20 protein-coding genes, 1 other RNA gene and 1 pseudogene are annotated in these 22,492 nt (G+C 47.8%); 8 read left to right on the top strand and 14 right to left on the bottom strand.

The features are described from left to right. Positions 1 to 222: 222 nt before the first annotated feature. From dinD to V4C51_RS12445, 3 genes and pseudogenes are all read right to left on the bottom strand, one after another. The gene (gene dinD, locus V4C51_RS12455; RefSeq protein WP_330926495.1) at positions 223 to 1,071 is read right to left on the bottom strand and encodes a DNA damage-inducible protein D; all 849 of its coding nucleotides are present in this window, start codon (positions 1,069 to 1,071) and stop codon (positions 223 to 225) included. A 335-nt stretch (positions 1,072 to 1,406) separates the two neighbouring features. Then, positions 1,407 to 1,706 (bottom strand): helix-turn-helix domain-containing protein, encoded by a 300-nt coding sequence (locus V4C51_RS12450; protein WP_330926494.1) that lies wholly within the window; start codon positions 1,704 to 1,706, stop codon positions 1,407 to 1,409. Continuing rightward, positions 1,703 to 2,044 (bottom strand): annotated as a pseudogene (locus V4C51_RS12445) (type II toxin-antitoxin system RelE/ParE family toxin). The gene V4C51_RS12450 and the pseudogene V4C51_RS12445 overlap by 4 nt, the downstream one beginning before the upstream one ends. 289 nt (positions 2,045 to 2,333) lie before the next feature. Between V4C51_RS12445 and V4C51_RS12440 the strand changes: the two are divergent. Together V4C51_RS12440 and V4C51_RS12435 are read left to right on the top strand one after the other, a co-directional pair. Continuing rightward, positions 2,334 to 2,531 carry a DUF3606 domain-containing protein gene (locus V4C51_RS12440; RefSeq protein ID WP_330926493.1) on the top strand — a complete coding sequence of 66 codons (198 nt, stop codon included), beginning with the start codon at positions 2,334 to 2,336 and terminating at the stop codon, positions 2,529 to 2,531. A gap of 50 nt (positions 2,532 to 2,581) precedes the next feature. Beyond that, on the top strand, positions 2,582 to 2,905 hold the full coding sequence (locus V4C51_RS12435) for a hypothetical protein (protein WP_330926492.1): 324 nt from the start codon (positions 2,582 to 2,584) through the stop codon (positions 2,903 to 2,905). 431 nt (positions 2,906 to 3,336) lie between these two features. Here the strand turns inward: V4C51_RS12435 and V4C51_RS12430 are convergent, their stop codons facing one another. From V4C51_RS12430 to thiI, 3 genes are all read right to left on the bottom strand, one after another. Next, positions 3,337 to 4,602 (bottom strand): malic enzyme-like NAD(P)-binding protein, encoded by a 1,266-nt coding sequence (locus V4C51_RS12430; protein WP_330926491.1) that lies wholly within the window; start codon positions 4,600 to 4,602, stop codon positions 3,337 to 3,339. 249 nt (positions 4,603 to 4,851) lie between these two features. Beyond that, positions 4,852 to 5,355, bottom strand: a complete 504-nt coding sequence (locus tag V4C51_RS12425) for a dihydrofolate reductase (RefSeq protein WP_330926490.1) — start codon at positions 5,353 to 5,355, stop codon at positions 4,852 to 4,854. Positions 5,356 to 5,409: 54 nt separating this feature from the next. Continuing rightward, the gene (gene thiI / locus V4C51_RS12420) at positions 5,410 to 6,870 is read right to left on the bottom strand and encodes a tRNA uracil 4-sulfurtransferase ThiI (RefSeq protein ID WP_330926489.1); all 1,461 of its coding nucleotides are present in this window, start codon (positions 6,868 to 6,870) and stop codon (positions 5,410 to 5,412) included. Positions 6,871 to 7,568: 698 nt separating this feature from the next. Here thiI and glnA point away from each other — a divergent pair. Continuing rightward, positions 7,569 to 8,972 (top strand): glutamate--ammonia ligase, encoded by a 1,404-nt coding sequence (gene glnA / locus V4C51_RS12415; protein WP_420797671.1) that lies wholly within the window; start codon positions 7,569 to 7,571, stop codon positions 8,970 to 8,972. A gap of 444 nt (positions 8,973 to 9,416) precedes the next feature. After that, a complete protein-coding gene (locus V4C51_RS12410) occupies positions 9,417 to 10,922 on the top strand; it encodes a YifB family Mg chelatase-like AAA ATPase (RefSeq protein WP_330926488.1) in 1,506 nt (501 codons plus the stop codon). A 4-nt stretch (positions 10,923 to 10,926) separates the two neighbouring features. On the opposite strand, the gene trhA is transcribed toward V4C51_RS12410, so the two are convergent. Next, positions 10,927 to 11,607 (bottom strand): PAQR family membrane homeostasis protein TrhA, encoded by a 681-nt coding sequence (trhA, locus tag V4C51_RS12405; protein ID WP_330926487.1) that lies wholly within the window; start codon positions 11,605 to 11,607, stop codon positions 10,927 to 10,929. Positions 11,608 to 11,979: 372 nt separating this feature from the next. Between trhA and V4C51_RS12400 the strand changes: the two genes are divergently transcribed. The 3 genes from V4C51_RS12400 (at position 11,980) to V4C51_RS12390 (ending at position 14,060) form a co-directional block, all read left to right on the top strand. Next, positions 11,980 to 12,732, top strand: a complete 753-nt coding sequence (locus V4C51_RS12400; RefSeq protein WP_330926486.1) for an META domain-containing protein — start codon at positions 11,980 to 11,982, stop codon at positions 12,730 to 12,732. Between the two features lie 225 nt (positions 12,733 to 12,957). Further along, positions 12,958 to 13,373, top strand: a transfer-messenger RNA (tmRNA) gene (ssrA, locus tag V4C51_RS12395). Between the two features lie 354 nt (positions 13,374 to 13,727). Beyond that, positions 13,728 to 14,060 (top strand): accessory factor UbiK family protein, encoded by a 333-nt coding sequence (locus V4C51_RS12390; protein WP_330926485.1) that lies wholly within the window; start codon positions 13,728 to 13,730, stop codon positions 14,058 to 14,060. Here V4C51_RS12390 and chbG read toward each other — a convergent pair. The 7 genes from chbG to V4C51_RS12355 all read right to left on the bottom strand — a co-directional run bounded on the left by chbG (position 14,033) and on the right by V4C51_RS12355 (position 21,129). Further along, positions 14,033 to 14,776: a chitin disaccharide deacetylase gene (gene chbG, locus V4C51_RS12385; protein WP_330926484.1), complete on the bottom strand. Its 744-nt coding sequence runs from the start codon at positions 14,774 to 14,776 to the stop codon at positions 14,033 to 14,035. The two genes, V4C51_RS12390 and chbG, sit on opposite strands and share 28 nt — an antisense overlap. Next, entirely contained in the window at positions 14,773 to 16,092 is a 1,320-nt protein-coding gene (locus V4C51_RS12380) for a 6-phospho-beta-glucosidase (RefSeq protein ID WP_330926483.1), read from the bottom strand. Before V4C51_RS12380 ends, chbG begins: the two co-directional genes overlap by 4 nt. Before the next feature lie 27 nt (positions 16,093 to 16,119). Then, the gene (locus V4C51_RS12375) at positions 16,120 to 16,407 is read right to left on the bottom strand and encodes a PTS lactose/cellobiose transporter subunit IIA (RefSeq protein WP_420797670.1); all 288 of its coding nucleotides are present in this window, start codon (positions 16,405 to 16,407) and stop codon (positions 16,120 to 16,122) included. Positions 16,408 to 16,481: 74 nt separating this feature from the next. Then, positions 16,482 to 17,786 carry a PTS sugar transporter subunit IIC gene (locus V4C51_RS12370; RefSeq protein ID WP_330926481.1) on the bottom strand — a complete coding sequence of 435 codons (1,305 nt, stop codon included), beginning with the start codon at positions 17,784 to 17,786 and terminating at the stop codon, positions 16,482 to 16,484. Positions 17,787 to 17,965: 179 nt separating this feature from the next. Continuing rightward, positions 17,966 to 19,264 carry a PTS sugar transporter subunit IIC gene (locus V4C51_RS12365; protein WP_330926480.1) on the bottom strand — a complete coding sequence of 433 codons (1,299 nt, stop codon included), beginning with the start codon at positions 19,262 to 19,264 and terminating at the stop codon, positions 17,966 to 17,968. A gap of 218 nt (positions 19,265 to 19,482) precedes the next feature. Further along, complete coding sequence (locus V4C51_RS12360) at positions 19,483 to 20,766, bottom strand: PTS sugar transporter subunit IIC (protein WP_330926479.1); 1,284 nt, start codon at positions 20,764 to 20,766, stop codon at positions 19,483 to 19,485. A 54-nt stretch (positions 20,767 to 20,820) separates the two neighbouring features. Next, on the bottom strand, positions 20,821 to 21,129 hold the full coding sequence (locus V4C51_RS12355) for a PTS sugar transporter subunit IIB (protein WP_330926478.1): 309 nt from the start codon (positions 21,127 to 21,129) through the stop codon (positions 20,821 to 20,823). Positions 21,130 to 21,833: 704 nt separating this feature from the next. On the opposite strand from V4C51_RS12355, the gene V4C51_RS12350 reads away from it, so the two are divergent. Beyond that, positions 21,834 to 22,370 carry a cytochrome b gene (locus V4C51_RS12350; RefSeq protein WP_330926477.1) on the top strand — a complete coding sequence of 179 codons (537 nt, stop codon included), beginning with the start codon at positions 21,834 to 21,836 and terminating at the stop codon, positions 22,368 to 22,370. Positions 22,371 to 22,492 lie beyond the last annotated feature (122 nt).

Genomic DNA, 22,492 nt, shown 5'->3' with positions numbered 1-22,492 from the left:
CAGGGATAGATCATGACTCTTTCACCAACCGAAAATATTACAATAAGTTTATGATCAATAAAGGGAAAGATAAATTTTTTGATTTTGTTTTAAGCAAGGCATCATAAAAAAAGGGGCAGGAAGAAGCGACACAACGAAGCAAAGAGCAACGACAAAACGACAAAACGACACAAGGGACACCCACTTTTCTCAGCCGAAATATTTGTGAGTGTCCTGTTTTTCCTATGTTTTGTTGATTTTTTTTTGTTGTTTTTTCTGTTGTTTTTCCAGTTGCTTGATACTGTTTTCAGGTGTGGGCAAATCTTCGGGCATGGTACCTCCTAAATCTTTAATGGTTTCGCGCACCTTTGTACCCACCTGATAATGGGTTTTGTTTGCCTGGGATTTACCTTTTACCTCATCCCTGCGCAGTTTCTCCTCAGCCTGGGTGGCTCGGAACAAATTGGCAGCCAGTTCGGTGGAACCCATATGGTCAAGAATTTTGTGGCTTTTTTTCAGCCCTTTACGCTGGTGAATAGCTTTGGCACCGAGTCCGCCGTACAACCCCCGATAACCATGGTTCTGAAAAATAGCAAAATCCCGATCAGTGGTGACACCGGCATCGGCAGCTGCGTCTATTAACTGTTTATTATGCTCTTTCAATTCGTTGCGCAACAGCAGGCGTTTTTCATTTTCTTTCAGTTGCTTGAACGCCTCGTCATCGGCCAGTTCCTGACGACGGGTTTGCAAAGCAAAATAGGTTTGGCCGTTAGCAATGACCGGTTTGGATGGATCACCGTTTTGAACCACCAGATAGCAAGCGTAGCGTGACAGGAGCACATCGGGCAGTTTGCGTTTGGCACCGGAGCCGATTATGACCATTTCGAGGATCTCCTCGAAATGGTCTGAAACGACCTGTCCACTGTGAGTGCAGGCCTCTTTAGCTTTTTCAATAACAGGTAGAAAATGTCGGTACTCTGAGTACGCCAGCACTTTGCTCAATTGCCTGGCTGACCAGCACTCTTGCCCTTGCTCATTCGTTTGCCTGATAGACTCGAAGCTTTGGTGGTCAGTATTTATTTTGTTTTCCATTGTTGCTCTACTTGTCAAGATTGTGGAGAGTTTTATAGCCTTAAAGTACTTGACTGACAAGGGCGTGAAGATATAAGGCTATTTTATGGTAACTCGGGCTGTCTTGTTCCCACGCTTCGAGTGATAAGTCATACTCAAGCGCCACCCAATAACAAAAAAGGCCGCACTATTGGCAGAAGCCTCCCAAGAAAGAGGCACCCACTTTTCTCAGCCGAAATATTTGTGGGTGTCCTTTTTCTGCTTTTTTTCTGCTTTTTCTGCTTTTTTTGGTTTTTTGCTCTGTTTTTTCGAGGTCGGGTGAAGGGACAAAGCCCCAGAACGAGCAGCGACATTTGTTATGTCGCGGCTTGTGGCACAAAGCTAATTTTTACTTTGTAACCAATTGCTTTTGCATAATCTTCGATAGTTGAGAGCTTTGGAGAAGTTTTAGAGTTAACGTTCTCCAAGCGGGATATATTGCTTTTTTGTGTATGTAGAATTGCTGCCATCTCTTCCTGAGTTAAACCTGCTTCTTTGCGAAGTGCTATGAGTTGCTTGCGTAATTCATAGGCAAGCTCTAACTCTTCGTACTCTGCCCTCACTTCTGGGTTTTTGAGAGCCTTTTTCTTGAAATCAGAAAATGTTGGACTTGTCATTTCTTGACCTCCTTTATCTGCTTTATCTGCCTTATCCGCTTTTTAGCAATATCCAGCTCTTTTTTAGGCGTTTTCTGTGTTTTTTTAATGAAGGAATTCAGGATGATAACCTCTTGCCCCTCGACCTGACAAAACAGAGAACGACCTATGCCTTATTTGCCTTTTGCTCTAATCTCGAAGAGGCCATCACCCATTGGAGCTGTATACGGTTTGCCCAAAGCAGGGCCAAACTCTTCAATCATTTCAGCTATATGGATGAAGTTAGCCAAGATTCCTGCGGGGAAGCCCAGGGTCTCTTCTTCTACCTTCTTGCTATAAAATGTAATTTGCCACTTCATAAGTAAATGTTATCGTATATGATAACATTTGCAAGAAATAGTTCCTTAAGGTTTGTGATGAGCTTGACTGCTGCAACATAGCGCCTGGTTCAAGAGTGCCGCAGACGGCAAGAATGAAGAATAAAGGGTATCCACTACTCTAAGCAGAAATTTTTGTTGGTGTCCTTTTTCTGCTCTTCTTTTTCTGCTCTTTCAGTTTTTTCAACACAACACCTTGAAATACAGATCATTCTCCACCACGTTCCCTTTTTGGGTAAAACCCTCGAACAACCAACGAAAAGGATAAATTATGCCTGACAGTCTAAAAATTACTCAGCCTCTAGATGCTAAACGAATAAACGTTAACCAACATTATGAGGTTGAATACTGGTGCCGTGTGTTTAATTGTAGTGAGCAAGAACTGAAAGACGCCATAGCAGCAGTTGGTGATTCTGCAAAGAATGTGGATCGCCACCTTAGGTGGTACAAAAAAGAGCCACAAGAGTAATTTTCTGCTCTGTGCATTTTCTATTAACACGTCTAACATGAGGTACCATTATGAAGAAACTTATGAAAGAATTTTTTGAGAGCTTGCTTGACAGTCCAAAAGCAGAGGAATTATGCAAAAAAGGTTCAGCTGAAATTAGGCAGTTTGTCAGGTTTGTCGAAGAGGCTGGAGAAGATGAAGTCTTTGAATATATGACTAAGGCTATCATGAAAAAAGAGAAAATTTCAAGGCGTCAGGCATCAGGTATTGCTTGCGAGGACTTTAATGCTCTTATTCGCTTAGCTTCAGGAGATTTCGAATTCCAAGAAGGTAGGGATGCGTTTAAAAAATATAAAGCTGCTCAGCGTCGAAAATCATTTGGTCTAGAGAACTAAAAAATTAAGAAAAGAGCAGGAAAAGAGAGCAGGAAAAGGGCACCCACTTTTCTCAGCTGACACTAAGAAAGATACACCCATTTCTCTCGTGGGAACGAGGTTAAGGAGGATATCACAAAAAAGTTAAATACGACTGTTTGTGTCTCTTCCGTCATTCCTGCGAAGGCAGGAATCCATTGCCAGCGGTGACGCCATCGCTTTATGGGGATGACGAAAGTAGAGGTGATAGCCTGTTTGTATCACTTTTACGACACCCTCAGAGCGTGGGAACGAGCCATAACTCCCCTCGGACTGAGCTTGTCGAAGTCCGATGAATGCCCCCTTCGACAAGCTCAGGGTGAACGGGCTGTGTGAGATTCAGCCCCTTATCCAGCGAGTCCAGGGGCGTAACCGTCTATGCCTCGTTCCTACGCTCCGCGTTTTTTACCCCCCTACCGAATATCACTTATTGAGGTGAGCGGGTAGTGTTCAGGGTAGTGGCTGCGAGCTACGCCTGTTTCTACCGCGGCTTGGGCAACAGCAGCAGAGACTGCTCCGAGCAGGCGGGGGTCTGTGGGTTTGGGAATAATATAGTCAGTACCAAACGACAGCTCTATACCCTCGTAAGCGTCCTTCACATCTTGCGGGACAGGCTCTTTGGCAAGGGCACGAATCGCGTCCACAGCGGCCACTTTCATGGCCTCGTTAATGCGGCTGGCCTGTACATCCAGTGCGCCTCTGAAAATAAACGGAAAGCCCAGTACATTATTCACCTGGTTAGGGTAATCAGAACGACCTGTTGCCATAATAACATCAGCGCGGGTTTCAAGTGCCAGCTCGGGGCGGATTTCCGGGTCGGGGTTAGCGCAGGCAAAAACAATGGGATGAGGCGACATGGTCTTCAGCTGGGCCGGCGACAGTAAGTCAGGGCCAGACAGCCCCAGAAAAGCATCAGCGCCAGCGATTGCGTCATCGAGGGTTCGACAGGGCGTATCAACAGCAAAAAGTGATTTGTACTGGTTCAAGTCATTGCGTTCCGTGTGGATCACCCCTTTGCTGTCGAGCATCAGAATATTTTCAGGCATAAGCCCACAACTGATTAATAGCTTTACACAGGCAATGGCTGCTGAGCCAGCGCCAAGACAAACCAGTCGTGTATCCTCAATTTTTTTGCCCGCTATATCCAGCGCATTCATCATCCCTGCTACGGTAACAATGGCGGTGCCATGCTGGTCATCATGGAAGACGGGAATATCACAGGCTTCAATCAGGCGGCGCTCAATCTCAAAACACTCGGGCGCTTTAATATCTTCCAGGTTAATGCCGCCAAAGGTGCCAGCAATATGCTTGACGGTATCAATAAATGCCTGAGGGGTTTCAGTGTTAACTTCAATATCAATAGAGTTAATGCCAGCAAACCGTTTAAACAGCAGTGCCTTGCCTTCCATCACCGGCTTGCTGGCTAATGGCCCAAGGTTGCCCAACCCCAAAATGGCTGAGCCGTTGCTGATAACGGCAACGAGATTGCCTTTTGCGGTGTATTTGTAGGCGTTTTCAGGGTCAGCGGCAATAGCCCGCACGGGTTCAGCCACCCCCGGACTGTATGCCAGAGAGAGATCCCTTGCTGTTTCAGCAGAGGTCGTTATTTCGATGGAAATTTTTCCGGGTCTTGGGCTGGCGTGATAATCGAGCGCGGCCTGTTTTATATCCCTGGACATAGTTTAAAAGCTGACTTTTGAAAAAATAGAGGGTTCAGAATATCTTATGAAAGAAGGGGTCACAACCTTAAAAACACGGTGGAAAAGCCATGCCAAAGGGCTATTTTAAGCGCTTCCTTAATTGATGGCTTTTTGAAAACGGTCAAAGCCATGAAAAGAAGCGTTGTGTCGGAAAGCGTGATGACAAACAGACGTCACCTTAAACAACAGTTTTCGTTTACTTTGCCCTTGCGGGCACTACACTGTTAATCACTGACGCTCCAGCACAAGATAGCTGTAAGTCAGCGACTGTTCATCCTCTGTTCGATGATCTTCTCGGGCTATTTCTTGCCATAAGCGGTTATCAATCTCAGGAAAAAACGCATCACCTTTAAAGTGTTGATAAACACGGGTCAGATACAAGCGTTCGGCCTGTGGCATCGCCTGCTGGTATATTTCAGCGCCACCGATCACCATCACTTCAGCGGCTCCGTCAATCGTGGCGATATCGTTAGCCAGTGACAGCGCGTCAGGCAGGCTGTGCACCACGGTAATGCCATCATGGCTGAAGTGTTTATCGCGGGTGATAACAATATTGGTTCTGCCAGGCAGGGGCTTACCCAGGGATTGAAAGGTTTTTCGCCCCATCACAATCGGCTTGCCCATTGTCATCGCCTTGAAGTAACGAAGGTCTCCGGGCAAGTACCAGGGCATTTTATTGTTAATACCAATGGCATTGTTTTCGGCCAGGGCGGCAATCATGGCTATTTTCATCGTGTCGTCTTTGTTATGCCTTTATCATTTGTTTGTCGTGTTTGTTGATGTCTATCACTTGCTTTGTGGATTAAATACATCGACGTTTTCGTGGCCTTCATCGCGAAGGTGCATGGCGTGGAGCTGACTCATGACACCTTTTTCACAATAAAGCACATAATGCTGTTGTTTATCCAGCTCAGGGAACTTTGCGCGTAGCCGGTAAAAAGGGATATGGACAACTTCCCACCCCTGAAAGGTAAATGGGCTAAGCTCCTGTTCATCAGGGTGGCGAATATCAATGATAATATCGCCCTGTTTCAGTTGACGAGAGACGTTTACTTCTTCACGGGTCAGGTCATCAGCAATAATATCATTAACAGACACCATCCGTCGGGTGGCGATGGCTTCATCGAGTACCGCAAAATCGAACTGGCTTTCCTCGTGCTCAATGCGTTCTTTCTTTGCTCGGGTTGTGGGTTTTTTAGAGATGACCGCACAGTATTCTGGAATATTGCGAGCAAAAGCTTCGGTGCCAATGTTCACGGCTGTATCGACAATGTCCTGTTTATCCATGGCGATCAGCGGTCTCAGAATAAGCATGTCGGAGGCGTCATCAATAATGGACAGATTGGTTAGCGTCTGGCTGGCAACTTGCGCGACAGCTTCACCGGTGACCAGGGCGGTGATATCCATTTCTTTGGCAACCTGTGTAGCAGCGCGCAGCATCATCCGTTTGAGAATGACCCCCATCTGGGTGTTATCAACCTTTTCAAGAATTTCCCGCACCACCTCTTCAAAGGGTACGGTAATAAAGCGAACATGATGGGAGACACCAAAACGTTTCCACAGGTAGTAAGCGACTTCTTTCACCGCCAGTTCATGGGCATGACCACCGAGGTTAAAAAAGCAAAAATGCGTGCGCATGCCGCGTTTGGTGGTTAAAAAGCTCGATACGGTGGAGTCAAAGCCCCCAGAGATCAACGACAATACTGATTCCTGTGTGCCCAGTGGATAACCACCAAGTCCTTTACCCGATTTTTGTACCAGGAAATAGCGGTCTGATTTTATTTCAATACGAACCGTGACGTCAGGATGGGTGAGGTTGACACCTTTTGCCCGCGTTTTTTGATTGAGACCGCCACCCACATACTGCTCAACATCCGTAGAGCGAAATGCATGCTGCCCAGAGCGCTGGCAGCGAACACAGAAGGTTTTTCCCTTGAGCGCATCGGCGTGTGCGGCAATGGCTTTCTCAAGGATGTCATCCATGTCAGTCAGGGGATGGTCGACGACCTGCAACCAAAAACAAATACCCGGTATATGGCTAAGTCGGTCGCAGGTTTCCGCTATGACCACGGCATCATCGGAGCCGGTGGTTAATTCAATATGATCCCAGACCCCGGACACCTCTGCCATGGGGTCAATTTCTTTGAGGATTTTCCGGATATTCTTGCGCAGATGCTTGATAAACCGCTTACGAACAGGCGCGCTCTTTATGGTAATTTCTGGAAACAGCTTGATAATGAACTTCATGAATCTGACCTGCCTGCACGGCGTATCTGCGCTGTAAAAAAAGGAACGTACGCCAGAAGTTCGCCAAACACGAAGAAACAGCGAACTCAGGGCTGTGTTGTAAAAAAATAACGCGGAAGTATATCAGCACAGGGGGTACTCATCTTCCAAATCAGCAAAAAGGGGTGATAATTTTTGTTATCACTATACACTGAGTGACTGCCTGAATAACCAGGAGCCTGTCGGACTTATGCTTTCGAGCATAAAATTCTGGCCGCGCTTTCTGGATTTCAGGCCGAAATTGTCTTAAGTCCGACAGGCTCCTGGTAGTGCGTATTCGTTCAGGGCGCACTAATATAGTGCGAGCTTAAGCCAAAAGTACTGAAGATGCGCGCGCTTTTTAAAAATTGCTCTGTACAAGTGCATGCGTCGTAGATAAGCATGCTTTAATCATTGGCATGATAATTGATAAACATTTGCTAGCAGACGTTTATCAGGGTATGGCTCCTAGGAGCCTGTCGGGCTTAAGACAATTTCGGCCTGAAATCCAGAAAGCGCGGCCAGAATTTCCGATGAATTTGCTTAAACAGGTCAACTATTCGCGCAAATTGATCGAAAAATCTGACTCGCCCTACTGAATTTTATGCTCGAAAGCATAAGTCCGACAGGCTCCTGGTCCACAACTGCCCGATAGCTTTCATTTTCCAGAGGAGATAATAATGTCCAAGACAATCAGCCTGATCAAAGAAAACGACATCAAGTGGGTCGATATGCGCTTTACCGACAGCAAAGGTAAAGAACAGCACGTTTCTATCCCCGCCAGTGAGGTGGATAGCGAGTTTTTTGAGATGGGTAAAATGTTTGATGGTTCCTCCATTATGGGCTGGAAAGGCATCAACGAATCCGACATGATTTTGCTGCCAGACGACAGCACTGCCGTGATCGACCCATTTACAGACGAGACAACCCTGAACCTGCGTTGCGACGTTATTGAGCCTTCCACCATGCAGGGTTACGAGCGTGATCCTCGCTCTGTTGCCAAGCGCGCGGAAGACTACCTGAAATCCACCGGTATTGCTGACACGGCTTTTTTTGGTCCCGAACCGGAGTTCTTCGTCTTTGACGATGTAAAGTGGAAAGTCGACATGTCTGGCGCTTCGTACGAAATCAACTCTGAAGAAGCCGCCTGGTCTTCCTCGTTCAAGCTTGAAGGGGGGAATACGGGTCATCGCCCTCGCGTAAAAGGTGGTTATTTCCCTGTTCCTCCCGTTGATTCCCTGCATGACCTGCGTGCTGCCATGTGTCAGGCTATGGAAGAGCAGGGGCTGGAGGTTGAAGTACACCACCACGAAGTGGGCACTGCCGGTCAGTGTGAAATCGGCGTTAAGTTTAACACCATGGTGAAAAAGGCTGACGAAGTTCAGATCCTGAAATATGCGGTTCACAATGTTGCCCATGCTTACGGCAAAACGGCGACTTTTATGCCCAAACCCGTCGTTGGTGACAATGGCAGTGGTATGCATGTGCATATGTCCCTGAGCAAGAACGGTGAAAACCTGTTTGCTGGCGATGGCTATGCCGGGTTGAGTGAAAATGCCCTGTATTACATTGGTGGCATCATCAAACATGCCAAGGCTATCAATGCTTTTACCAATGCCTCTACTAACTCTTACAAGCGCCTGGTTCCTGGCTTTGAAGCACCCGTCATGCTGGCATACTCTGCCCGTAATCGCTCTGCTTCTATCCGCATCCCCTACGTTAACAGTCCAAAAGCCCGCCGTGTTGAAGTGCGCTTCCCTGACCCAACGGCCAATCCTTACCTGGCTTTTGCGGCTATGTTGATGGCGGGATTAGATGGCATCAAGAACAAAATCCACCCTGGCGACGCTGCTGACAAAGACTTGTATGACCTGCCGCCTGAAGAAGCCACTGAAATACCAACGGTTGCTGAGTCCTTCGAAGAAGCTCTGGCAGCGCTGGATAATGACCGGGAGTTCCTGACCGCAGGGGGTGTATTTACGGATGATATGATCGACGCCTATATCGCACTGAAAAAAGAAGAGTGTCTGACCGTTAGCCAAACGACGCACCCGGCTGAGTTTGATCTGTATTACAGTGTCTAGGAGACTGACCGAGAATAAACTGCGCTACTGCGGTTGCGATAAATTGGCCTGAAAATTCCTGCTTCTTCATCAAATAGCCCCGCTATTCTACTTAGAAACAGAAATTTTATCCTCAATTTCTTGCGATCCTCGCTAAGGGCGCTGTTCTCGGACAGGCTCCTAGGAGCCTGTCGGACTTATGCTTTCGAGCATAAAATTCTGACGACTGTATGGGTATTGGCGCTTAACAGCACTAGACCCTCTGCTGTTATAAGCGGACTTGATTGTGTACCCGCCGCCCTCAACCAGCTGGTTTGTTGGCGGTGCTCTTACCCCGGTCATCTGCTGAAGCCAGTTTGAAACCCATGAAGCGCGAAATCTCCATGGAATAATGTTGAGAGCAATTTTCTCTGCTATTTTTATCACCGCTAATTCTAATAAAATAGTTTTGGGAAGATTCTCTGCATGTCACAATTGGCCCTTGTTCATACCCGTGCCCAGGCAGGGCTTGACGCCCCGCCGGTTTTTGTTGAGGTGCATTTATCTCAGGGTTTGCCGGCATTAAGCATTGTTGGTTTGCCAGAAGCCGCTGTCAGAGAAAGCAAAGAACGCGTGCGCAGCGCTTTAATTAACAGCGGTTTCGACTTTCCTACCAGTCGCATCACTATCAATCTGGGGCCTGCTGATCTTCCTAAAGAAGGTGGGCGGTTCGATTTACCCATTGCCCTGGGCATCCTGGTGGCGACCGATCAACTGCCCGCAGAAACGTTGAAGCACACAGTCTTCCTGGGCGAGCTGACACTCTCTGGCAAACTTCGGCCCGTCACGGCAGTGCTTCCGGCTGCCATAGCCTGTGGACAGGCCCAACAAGCCCTTGTTATTCCCCTTGATAATGCCGCAGTAGCAGCACTTGCAACGGGTACTACCCTGATTGCCAGCCACGACTTACGGCAACTGTATGCCCATCTGATCGGGCAGGCAGTCATCACGCCAGTCCCTCCTCCCTCTGACCGTCACATCCTTGCCAGTTATCCCGATCTGGCTGATGTGCGAGGGCAGTCCCATGCCAAACGGGCCTTACTGGCCGCCGCCGCTGGCAGCCATCACCTCTTGTTTTTTGGCCCACCCGGTACAGGAAAAACCATGCTGGCCAGCCGTCTGCCTGGTATTCTTCCTGCCATGACAGAAGATGAGGCAAGGGATGTTGCTGCCATTTACTCACTCACATCACAAGCTGTTGCTGATAACTGGCAGCAGCGTCCTTTCAGGGCGCCACACCATTCATCATCACCAGTATCCCTGGTCGGTGGTGGCAGTATACCCAAACCCGGTGAAATGACCTATGCCCACCATGGAGTACTGTTTTTGGATGAAATGCCGGAATTTCAGCGTCAGTCATTAGAAATGTTGAGGGAACCCCTTGAAAAAGGTGAGGTCATTATTACCCGGGCCAAGGCACAGGCCTGCTTTCCAGCGCAGTTTCAACTTATTGCCGCCATGAACCCCTGCCCCTGTGGGTATCTTGGCGATAACCGACGGACTTGTCGCTGCACCCCTGACCAGGTGCTTCGATACCGTAATAAGCTTTCTGGTCCTTTGCTGGATCGTATTGATCTTCAGGTAGAAGTGACAGCGCAACCGCCAGAGCAGTTATTGGAACCCCATGCCCCTGAAAAAGAAGACCACTCGGAGCATCTGAGGCAGCAGGTGATCAACGCAAGAACCCGGCAGATGGACAGACAGGGTACACTGAACGCTCAATTGAGCGCTAAAACACTGCAAGCTGTTTGCCAGCTAGGCAACACTGAAACCGCATTTATTCAAAGACTTTGCGAAAAGCTGTCTTTTTCGGCACGGGCAATGCACAGGATGTTGAAGGTCAGCCGAACCCTGGCCGACCTTGATGGTACTGACGCTGTGCAAAAGCGCCATCTCGCTGAGGCAGTCCATTACCGAAAATTTGACAAATAACAGGCTACCCCGGGGTTGATGGTAATACGTAAAGGTAGACTGCAAAGAAGTGGCAGATACTCCCACCCAACACAAACAGGTGCCAGATAGCATGATTAAAAGGCAAGCGGTTCCAGACGTAAAAGATCACTCCCAGTGAATAGCTCAGTCCCCCTGCTGCCAGCCAGACCATGCCACCCAACGACAGTTTGGCAATCAGTTCTTTGCTGGCTATTACCGCCAGCCAGCCCATCAGCAAGTATGTTGCCACAGCCGCTTTATGAAACCGGCCAGGAAACACCAGCTTGAACACAATACCCGTAAGGGCCAGTAACCAAATTACCGCGAATAGTATCCAGCCCGTTGTGCCCCTTATGGACACCAGTAAAAAGGGTGTATAAGTACCTGCAATCAGCAAATAGATGGCACAATGGTCAAGTAACTTGAATACTTGTTTTGTCCTACTATGCTGGAAACTGTGGTAAAGCGTTGATGCAAGAAACAACAGTATCAGCGTGGTGCCATAGACACTGAAACTGACTACACGCCAGATATCATTTTGCAGCGCCGCGTAGGTGACCAGCAGAGTTAGCCCGGCAACACTCAGTAGTGCGCCCAAGCCATGAGTAATGCTGTTTGCAAGCTCCTCAGCAAGACTGTAGCCTCGCTCCAGGCGTGTTTGTTTGGGTGTCACAGGTTCTGTCATAGGCGTTCCTTTGAGCTTCTTCGATCGAATACCAAAAAGCTCTACCGTTTAATTTACCATCACTGGAAGGCGAATGCCCATTTGTGTTTTATAGACTGGCAGTGAATCATCATGGATGCCAATGCCCAACAACTGGCTGTAGGACTATTTCGTATTGGCTGAATAAAAACAGTAGCAACCTATAACATGTAGACTTAACATAGCAAGCGAATCATCATGCCATGGCAATAAACTGAGTCACCTTGGCGCAGAAGAAGCGATTATCAATTTTATCATCGCCAGCAGGAAAGCATGTTGGCTGCTCTAACCGTTTTTTGTGTAATAAATCTGCCGACCACTTCTGAGTGGCTTTCAGAAAGCGAGAGAAGGAATATGAAAAAAATTTTGATGGGCACTGCTGCCATTGTTGCCGGCGGAGTATTGTTATCCGGCTGTAGCATGAACGGCAAAATGGTAAAGCCTGAAACCGTGAGTCAGAAAACCTGGGTACTTACCTCAATGAACGGCATGCCAGTGACAGAAAGCGGCCGTGTCACCCTCAACATGAAACCCCTCAGTACTTATGAGGGCAGCATAGCCGGACAAGGTCCGTGCAACCGTTACTTTGGGAAATATAGGGTAGAGAACGACGAACTTCTCTTCACCTCTATGGGCTCGACCATGATGGCCTGCTCTATCGCTGCCATGCAGCAGGAAAAAACATTTATCAGTGGCCTTAAGAAAACAAACCATATGGTGATGAAAGATGGCGTTCTGGTACTGAAAAACAGAGAAGGCTCGGTCTCTTATGGCTTTTCCAGGGAGTCTGCCAGAATCACCGGTCGTATTGAATCAAGCAGTGGTGGTTTCCCTGCAGGCTCAAAAATATCTGTACTTATCCAGGAAGCGAAGACGAAAAACCCTCGTGCCGCCATTGGCGATGAAACGATCGTACTGAAAGATGCCGTATTAGGTTCCATTCCTTTCACCGTCAATTATGCGCCTGAGCTGGTTAAAAAGGATCGTACCTACAACGTCAATGTCAGTGTGATGAATAAAGGCAAGCTGATTTACACCGGTAAAATGAATAACGTGGTCAATGTAAACCACCCTATTAACCTGAAAGCCAGCGAAGTGAAAAGCTAGGAGCCTGACCGAGAATAGCGCCCGTAGCGAGGATTGTGAGAAATTGAGGATAAAAATTTCTGTTTCTGAGGAGAATAACGGGGCTATTTGATGAAGAAGCAGGAATTTTTAGACCAATTTATCGCAACCGCAGTAGCGCAGTCTATTCTCGGACAGCCTCCCAGGCGCTTGCTATCCTCCTTTGGGTACTCTATAACTTAATGGATACTTGGAGTAGTAAGTACCGGGGGCGATCTGGATTCGACGACGGTATCGACACTTGAGGTGCATGCCGAGGGCGTAGTGGTTCTCGTAAATCAACACACTACAAACCTTATAGTTGCCAAAAATCTGCAACTTCCCGTGGTAGCTAGCAACAGCGACAACTTCGCTGGTAGTGCTATTGCTGCTTAATCTGCCACTAACCTGGTAGACACGGCAGTCCAACCTGTTCGCCTGCTGGCTGGTTTTATGGACTGTCATCGTAAGCAGGCTCGTCACGTTCGGCATGTCTGTGGCTGACGGACTAAAACCTGACAGAATCGCTCTGTTCCACCCCGACCGCTGGGTCATTACAGAGTTAAATTAAAGGCGGATCTAAGCATGTAGAGCCAAGAGTAGAGAATCGGCGGACGCGGGTTCAAATCCCGCCGCCTCCACCAACATAGCTTTGTAATTCAATGAGTTACAGAAGCACCAAAGTTCAAAGTGGGTATTTTTATACCCACTTTTTGCATCTGAATGACAGCATTTTTGACAGCATGGCTTCCCTCTAGGAGCCAGACCGAGAATAGCGCTCGTAGCGAGGATTACGAGAAATTGAGGATAAAAATTTCTGCTTCTGAGGATAATAGCGGGGCTATTTGATGAAGAAGCAGGAATTTTTAGACCAATTTATCGCAACCGCAGTAGCGCAGTCTATTCTCGGTCAGGCTCCTGGGCTTTGCGCAAGGTGAAAGCGGTCAACTGCCGAATTCAGGAGGATAGCTTTAAATGACAACGACAGGAATTTTATTATGATAGACAAAGCCGCTATTATCGCTGGCATTGCTGAAAAAGCCGGTCAGATACTTAAAGGGGATAAAAGTCAGACCCGTGAAGACATTGAGCGTAATATCAAGGCGCTGGTAACCAGCGCCTTGTCTCGCCTTGACTTGGTTAACCGCGATGAGTTTGATACTCAGGTAGCAGTGTTGCGTCATACCCGTGAAAAACTGGATGCGCTGGAAAAAACCGTTGCAGCGCTCAAAGCAGCGGAGGCAGCCGTGACACCTGAGGCACCAACTGCAGAAGCTGTCACTGAAGCCTCAGCAGGGGACGCTCAGTCCAACACTGAAAAGCAGGTGTAATTGTCGGGTGTAACACCCAGCTCCGCGAGTTTTTCAGGCAAAGTCGCCGCACTGAGAACAGCCAGCTCATGCGCTCTTTCCATTGCATAGCGACTCGTCTGTAACAGTGGCTCATCAACAAGCCCCGGGTGCACCATTATTTCAAGTACATCGACCTTGTGATAAAAATGCTTCACGGTGGCTAAAAACGCTGCTTCAGAGGCTCCTTTGCCGTAAAAGTCTTCAGAGAAAGCCAGGCTTTTCCCTTTATAGCGCACCTTACCGTTAACCGGGCGCAGTGGAATAGCATACCGGGCCGCCAGTTTTTCAGCGGCAGGTGCCACCAAAGCGTGTCTGTGGCAGTGATGGTGACCATCCAGGTGGCTTATCCCCAGCCCTTGTGCCAGCACGTGATCAATTTGTGCTTGGAGTTCTTTTTCAATCTCCGCAGGATTCATTGACTGATTTTCCCAAAAAGCACGCTGCGTTTGAAAACTGCCACTGCCATCAAGCAGCGTTGGCACATTATCTGACATTGGTTCGCCATAAGTCAGACAGAGATGGACACCAACGGCAAGCTCAGGAAAACCTTTGCTGAGGGCAATAGCATGATCAGTGGCTGGCATCTGTGCCATCAGTGTTGCAGACCGAACAACCCCCCGCTGTAAAGCCTCAATAATCCCCAGGTTGACGCCACGGGTCAGGCCAAAATCATCCGCATTAACGATCAGTCTCATACCGTAGCCCCCGGTGAAAATTGTGGTAAGTAAGCTTCGTTTGCAGCCAGAATATCATCCAGTACCTTTTGTCCGATGGTCATATCCGGCACCAGCGGATTCAATGACAGCGCCATTAATGCTTTATCGTAATTACCCTCAACAGCAGCTTCTACACCAAGGGTTTCATAAGCTTTAACCTGCTGTAGCAACCCGTTTAAATGCGTGGGCATTGCCCCAAAGTTGACAGGGTGCGCGCCGCTGGCATCGACAAGGGCACTGATTTCCACCACAGCGTCATCAGGCAAGTTGGCAATGGCGCCATTGTTTCTGACATTGACCACATTCACTGTTTTTTTGTCATTCCAGATAGCGTCTACCAGATCCAGCGAGACTTCTGAATAATACGCGCCACCGCGTTTTTCCAACTGTGGCGGTTTATGGTCAAGATGCTCATCGGCGTAAAGGGCAAACAGTTCTTTTTCTGTTTTCATGACTTGCTCTGCCCGGGTGCCTTGTTTATCAGCAGCCTCCAACTCTTCTGCCAGCATGCTTTCTTTCAAGTAAAGGTAACGATGATAAGGACAGGGAACCACGCCAAGGGCCTTCAGAAAGGCTTTATCCCATGGTTCTTCAGCAATGTTATTCATATTCAAGCTGGCGCCATCACCCAATAGCCGTAACACTTCAGGGGTTTTATCAACACCGGCAACGGACACGCTGTGCGCCCACACCATATGATTGAGCCCGGCAAAGCTTAACGTGGCTTCCTGTGGTGTTACCCCCAGCATCCGGGCAATGGAATAGTGCATATTGATGGGGACATTACACAACCCCATCGCTTTTACCCTGGTATGCTTTAATACGGCTTCCGTCACCATACCTGCCGGATTGGTAAAGTTAATCAACCAGGCATTGGGTGCAAGCGCTTCAATATCACGGCAAATATCTAGGATAACAGGAATGGTACGAAGGGCTTTGGCAAAACCACCCGGCCCCGTGGTTTCCTGCCCTATCACTCGGTATTTGAGTGGGATACGCTCATCCCTGGCGCGCGCTCGCAAGCCTCCAACCCGAAACTGTGACATGATAAACCGCGCGTCTTTAATCCCTTTGCGCCGGTCAAGCGTCGCGCTGACTGAAACCTTCAATCCAGCCTTTTCAAGCATACGCCGGGTCAATGCGGTAATCACATCCAGCTTGTGTTGGCCGTCTTCAATATCCACCAGGCAAAGCTCAGTGACAGGCAGTGTATCAATTCGCCGGATGATACCGTCCACCAGCTCTGGCGTATAACTGCTACCACCACCAATAATGGTTATTTTCAAGGGTTTCATAAGCTCTACTACAGTTTGTTGTTAATGTCATTTTTCAATTCGCTGGTACAGATGGATCATCTCTTCGATAAGATCTTGTGCCAGCATGGCATTCATTAGATGGTCCTGCGCATGTACCATCACCAGCGTCATTGAGATTTTTCCCTGACCTTCATCAGCGCCAATCAGCGCAGTTTGCACTTGATGAGCGGCTTTACTGGCTTCTTTGGATTCAGCTAACCGTTTTTTGCTCAGGGTAAAGTCTCCATTACGCGCGCAACTCAGTGCTTCAAAGGCCAGGCTTCTGGCCTGTCCTGAATGCACGATCAAATTCATTACGGTATTTTCCAAGTCCATAGAGACCTCAATGTGTTTTGCTTGCACTTGCAACAACTATCTGTCAGCGCGGATTACTGGGTGACTGATTGGTTTTCCGGCGTCTGCTCATCAGCCAATTTTTGCTTTTCAAAGGCTTTGAAGAAAGGGTAATAGATCAGGATATCCAGCACGATTAAAAAGGCAGTCAAAAGGGTAGCGCTTAACGCCCAGCCAGAACCCCAGGCTGCCCCCACTAAAGCGGGTGTTGTCCAGGGTGTCATGGCGACAGCCCTGGCAACCAGCCCCGTATTGAGGGCAACGTAAGCAACCATTGCGTTAATTAATGGTACAAAGACAAAAGGTAAAAATAACGTGGGATTCATCACCATGGGGGTGCCAAATATCACCGGTTCATTAACCTGGAACAGCCCGGGCAAAAAACTCATGCGCCCGATGCTTTTCAAGTGAATCGCACGACTAAAGCTCATAAGAACCACCAGGCCAATGGTTGCGCCGGAGCCACCGATGCAGAGATAGAAATCCCAAAAGGGTTGCGTGAACAGGTTGGGAACATTCTCGCCCGCGGCATAGGCGACAGAATTTGCACTGAGATTAATCAGAAAAACAGGCGACAAAATACTTATAACAATGTTATCTCCATGAATGCCGCTAAACCAGAGTAGCTGGCTGAGCAGTATAGCCCCAAGAATCGCTGGCAGGCTGTTAGAAGCTGATACCAACGGTTGGAACAGCACCATCACGGCGTCGGGGATTTGTAGATTAAAGCTGTTTTGGATGAGCAGACTCAACGGGTACAGCGTCAGGAAGATTGCCAGCACTGGCAGCAACAGCGCAAAGGAAGCCGCAATCGCTGGGGGTACCTGCTCAGGAAGGCGAATGGTAATGTTATGCTTGCGCAAAAAACGGGTCAGTTCCACAGAGTAAAAAGCGACCAGCAAAGCAGTAAAAATGCCGGTGCCACCAAAATGCTCCAGGGGCAATGCCCCGTTTTTCTCAGGAGCCGCCGCCAGCAGGAATGACATGGCTGACAGTGCGGCAGCACCGATAGTATCCATCTTGTATGACTTTGCCAGACTGTAAGCAACCCCCATGGAAATGAAGAGCGACATCAGCCCCATGCTCATCGTCCATGGCATCACAATTGTCGTACGATGCGCGCCAACAAAGTCCAGCCAGGCACGCCCAAAGGCGTTTTGAGTGTCAGCAGCGAAGGGTGGATTAGCAAAAATAAGAATAAAACTGCCCACAATAATAAAGGGCATGGCAACAAGAAAGCCGTCACGAAGGGCGGTGATATGACGCTGAGACCCGACCTTTCCGGCAAAAGGTCCTAATTTTTGTTCGACAAAATTCATTAACTGGCCGTAGACACTCATAGCACCCTCCAAGTACAACTGCCGGGGACCCCGTCAATATTCTACGTGCATAAACTGATGCTTCAGGCACTGAAATTCTGGCTCACCTGGAGTGCACAATCAAATCTATTACCATATTTTCTGGCCGCACTTTCTGGATTTTAGGCCGAAATTGCCTTAAGTCCGACAGGCTCCTAGATTTATTTTGTTGACACTTGCGCTGTTTGTTCATTCGCCAACACCTGCTTCTCAAAGGCTTTGAGGAAGGGGTAGTAAAGTAGCAGATCCAGCACAGTCAAAAAGGCGGTTAAGATAGTGGCACTCAACGCCCAGCCAGAACCCAGGGCTGAACCCAACAAGGGAGGTATTGACCCTGGTGTTACTGCAATAGCTTTAGCCACCAGCCCCGTACTGAGAGCAATATAAGCAATGACCGCGTTAATCATTGGAATAAAGATAAAAGGTAAAAACAGCGTGGGATTCATCACCACCGGGGCACCAAACATGACGGGTTCATTAATTCCGAACACACCGGGCAAAAAACTCATACGCCCGATGCTTTTCAAGTGAACCGCTCGGCTGAAGCTCATAAGAATCACCAGGCCAAAGGTCGCGCCGGCGCCGCCAATAAAAATGTAGAAATCCCAGAAACTCCATGTAAACAGGTTGGGAACTTCTTCACCTGCTGCATAAGCGGCCGCATTGACACCAATATTGGCCAGAAAAATAGGCGCCAAAATACTTGTAACAACATCACCACCATTGACACCGGCAAACCATAGCAGCTGACAGAGCAGGACGGAACCAAGAATTGCTGACAGGCTGTTAGAGGCTGATACCAGTGGTTGGAACAACGCCTTCACGACGCCGGGGATTTGCATATCAAAACTGGTTTGAATATACACACTCAGCGGGTAAAGCGTCAGAAAGATAGCCAGCACCGGCACAAGCAGTGCGAAGGAAGCCGCAATGGCTGGCGGCACCTGCTCAGGCATTCGGATGGTAATGTGATATTTCCGTAAAAAACGGGTGAGTTCTACAGAGAAGAACGCTACCAGTAAAGCAGTAAAAATGCCGGTACCCCCAAAATAATTCAAAGGCAATGCCCCGTTTTTCTCTGGAGCCGCCACCAGCAAAAATGACATGGCCGATAATGCGGCAGCACCAACAGCATCCATCTTGTACGATTTTGCCAGACTGAAAGCCACTCCCATGGAAATGAAAAGCGACATCAGCCCCATACTCATCGTCCATGGCATCACAATGGCAACACGATGTGCCGTAACAAAATCCAGCCAGGCACGCCCAAAAGCATTTTGAGTATCAGCAGCATAGGGTGGATTAGCAAAAATCAGAATAAAGCTGCCAACAATAATAAAGGGCGTAGCAACAAGAAAGCCATCTCGAAGGGCAGTGATATGACGCCGGGAAGCAAAGTTTTTGGCAGTTGGGCCTAATTTTTGTTCGATAAAATTCATTAACTGACCGTAGAGACTCATAGCACCCTCCAAATACAACTGCTGGGGAACCCGTCAACATTCTACGCGGATAATTTAATACTTAAGGCACTGGAATACTGGCTTACCCGGAATGCACAATCAAATCTATTGATCACAGTAGATATTATGGCAACTAGCTGCTTCGAAACCATCTTAAACAGTCGTACAACTATTATTTGCGCTTGCTACATGCGGGCAGTTAAGACGGTTTCAGGCTTTTAAACGGCTTGCTCGTTAGTCAACACCTGCTTCTCAAAGGCTTTGAAGAAGGGGTAGTAGAGAAGGATATCCAGAATAATCAAAAGAGCAGTCAAAATGGTAGCACTTAACGCCCAGCCAGAACCCCAGGCTGAACCCACTAAAGCAGGCGTTGTCCAGGGTGTCACTGCAATGGCTTTAGCCACCAAACCGGTATCGACGGCAACATAAGCGACCACGGCATTAACCATTGGGACAAAGACAAAGGGTAAAAACAGCGTGGCATTCATCACCAAGGGAGTACCAAAGATGACAGGCTCATTGATTTGGAACATGCCAGGCACAAAACTCATGCGGCCAACGCTTTTCAAGTGAATCGCGCGGCTAAAGCTCATAAGGATGACTAAGGCCAGGGTTGCGCCGGAGCCACCAATAAAAATGTAGAAATCCCAGAAAGGCTGTGTAAACAGGTTGGGAATTTCACTACCTGCTGCATAAGCCGCTGCATTGACACCAATGTTGGTCAGAAAAATAGGTGCCATAATTCCTGCGACAATGTTCGCGCCATGAATGCCGGCAAACCACAAAAGCTGACTGAGGAGAATAGCCCCGAGAATCGCTGGCAAACTGTTAGAGGCTGACACCAGGGGTTGGAACAGTAACATCACCGCTTCGGGGATTTGCATGTCCAAACTGGTTTGAATGTACACGCTCAACGGGTAAAGCGTCAGAAAAACTGCCAACACGGGCACAAGCAGCGCGAAGGAAGCGGCAATGGCTGGCGGTACCTGCTCAGGCATTCGAATGGTAATATTATGTTTCCGTAAAAAGCGGGTCAGCTCTACAGAGTAATAAGCGATCAGTAAAGCGGTAAAGATACCGGTGCCCCCAAAATGATTCAGAGGTAATGCCCCGTTTTTCTCAGGAGCGGCAACCAGCAAAAATGACATGGCCGATAATGCGGCAGCTCCAATAGCATCCATCTTGTACGACTTTGCCAGACTGAAAGCCACTCCCATGGAAATGAAAAGCGACATCAGCCCCATACTCATCGTCCATGGCATCACGATCGTAGCACGGTGTGCCGCAACAAAGTCCAACCAGGCCTGCCCAAAGGCGTTCTCAGTATCAGCCGCAAAGGGAGGGTTGGCAAAAATCAGAATAAAGCTGCCCACAATGATAAAGGGCATAGCAACCAGAAAGCCGTCACGCAGAGCAGTAACATGGCGCTGAGTCCCAATCTTTCCTGCAATAGGCCCTAATTTTTGTTCGACTAAATTAACTAATCGACCATAAAAACTCACGGCATCCTCCAGATAAAACTATCAGTCAATAACAGGCTGGTATGTTGGGTATTGTCACTCTTCAAGCAGGCTCAGAGCCTGATCAAGCACCTGGTCACCTTTCATCATGCCGTAAGCCATCGGGTCAATAGCCGCTACTTTCTTATTCAGCTCAGCTGCTTGCTTTTGAAAGTCTGTCAGCTTGAATTTAATTTGTGGACCGAGAAGGCAAACATCGTAAGTTTTAATGGCTTCATCAAAGCCAGACATTGGGATTGCCGCAATTTCTACCGCCAGCTCACGCTCACTGGCAGCTTTTTCCATTTTTTTTACCAGCATGCTTGTAGACATACCAGCACTGCAACACAGAAAGATTCTCTTCATCGTTTTATTCCTTTCACTCATATAACCAACAGTATTTTCGTCGGAAATACAATATAGACACTAGGAGCCTGTCGGACTTAAGGCAATTTCGGCCTGAAATCCAGAAAGCGCGAGAAAGCGCGAGAAAGCGCGAGAAAGTGCGGCCATATTTTCCGATGAATTTGCTTAACTTAAATAGGTCAACTATTCGCGCAAATCCATCGAAAAATCTGACTCGCTCTACTGAATTTCATGCTCGAAAGCTTAAGCCCGACAGGCTCCTAGAAAAATGCAAACACTTAAAAAAAGCATTGTAAAATGCAATGTAGCCCATTACAATTTGCCGCGGGCGCTTAATCCTATGACAGCTTAACAAAAGCCTATTGAAAGTAAGCGAGTTGCCTCTTGCTAACGTCACCGCAACCAAAGAGCCTTCCCAAACTGCTTAAACGCTTCAATGAATCTACTCCAGCGTGATGCAAGCATTTTCAATAATACCTCAATAAATGCTTTTGTTATGCAGACCATTTATTCATCTCAGCCCCCTATGTCAGCATAGTCGTCTAACTATCACAGCGCGGTGTCGAAAATAGCGCGTCACATCACCTGATAGTGTCACTGAACTCCTTTGATTCACTCCTGCCCATTGTATTGACACAGACAGTAAAAACGATCAAACTGCTTGACCCAGATGTCAATACATCTGCTTTGATGGGAAATAAATTATGAAAAGTACTAATAAATACCCGCAACTGATGAGAACATTCCACTGGGTGATGGCTGTCACTATTTTGGGTTTGATCGCTTGTGGCTGGTACATGACCAGCCTTGATAAAAGTGTCAGCTATAAATATGACATTTATCACTGGCATAAATCCTTTGGCGTTTTGGTGCTGCTTCTGTTATTTGCGCGGATCGTGATTCGCCTGCTAAGTCATGTGCCACCTTTGCCTGAAACAATACCAACCCATGAAAAGCTATTGTCGAAGCTGGTACACTGGCTGCTTTATCTGATGATGTTCCTTGTACCTGCCTCTGGCTACCTGATGTCGGGGGCAGCGCCAGGGATAACGGTGCCCTTCTTCAATTGGACAATGCCTAATCTGGTTGAAAAAAGTAAAGAATTGGCTAGTTTTTTACATGGTATTCATGTCGTCATCCCTTATGTTTTACTGGGCATTGTTGCTTTGCATGTAGTGGGTGCGCTAAAACACCGCTTCTTTGATAAGCCGGAAAATGATGTACTAAAACGCATGCTATAACCCTGAAATTCTCCTTGACCTTTTAGGAGCCTGTCGGACTTAAGACAATTTCGGCCTAAAATCCAGGAAGCGCGAGAAAGTGCGGCCAGAATTTCCGATCAATTTGCTTAAATAGGTCAACT

The organism is Candidatus Sororendozoicomonas aggregata (assembly GCF_031528575.1).
In the GTDB taxonomy this organism is placed as follows: Bacteria; Pseudomonadota; Gammaproteobacteria; order Pseudomonadales; family Endozoicomonadaceae; genus Endonucleibacter; species Endonucleibacter aggregata.
This window is presented reverse-complemented; position numbering and strand designations above follow the sequence as displayed.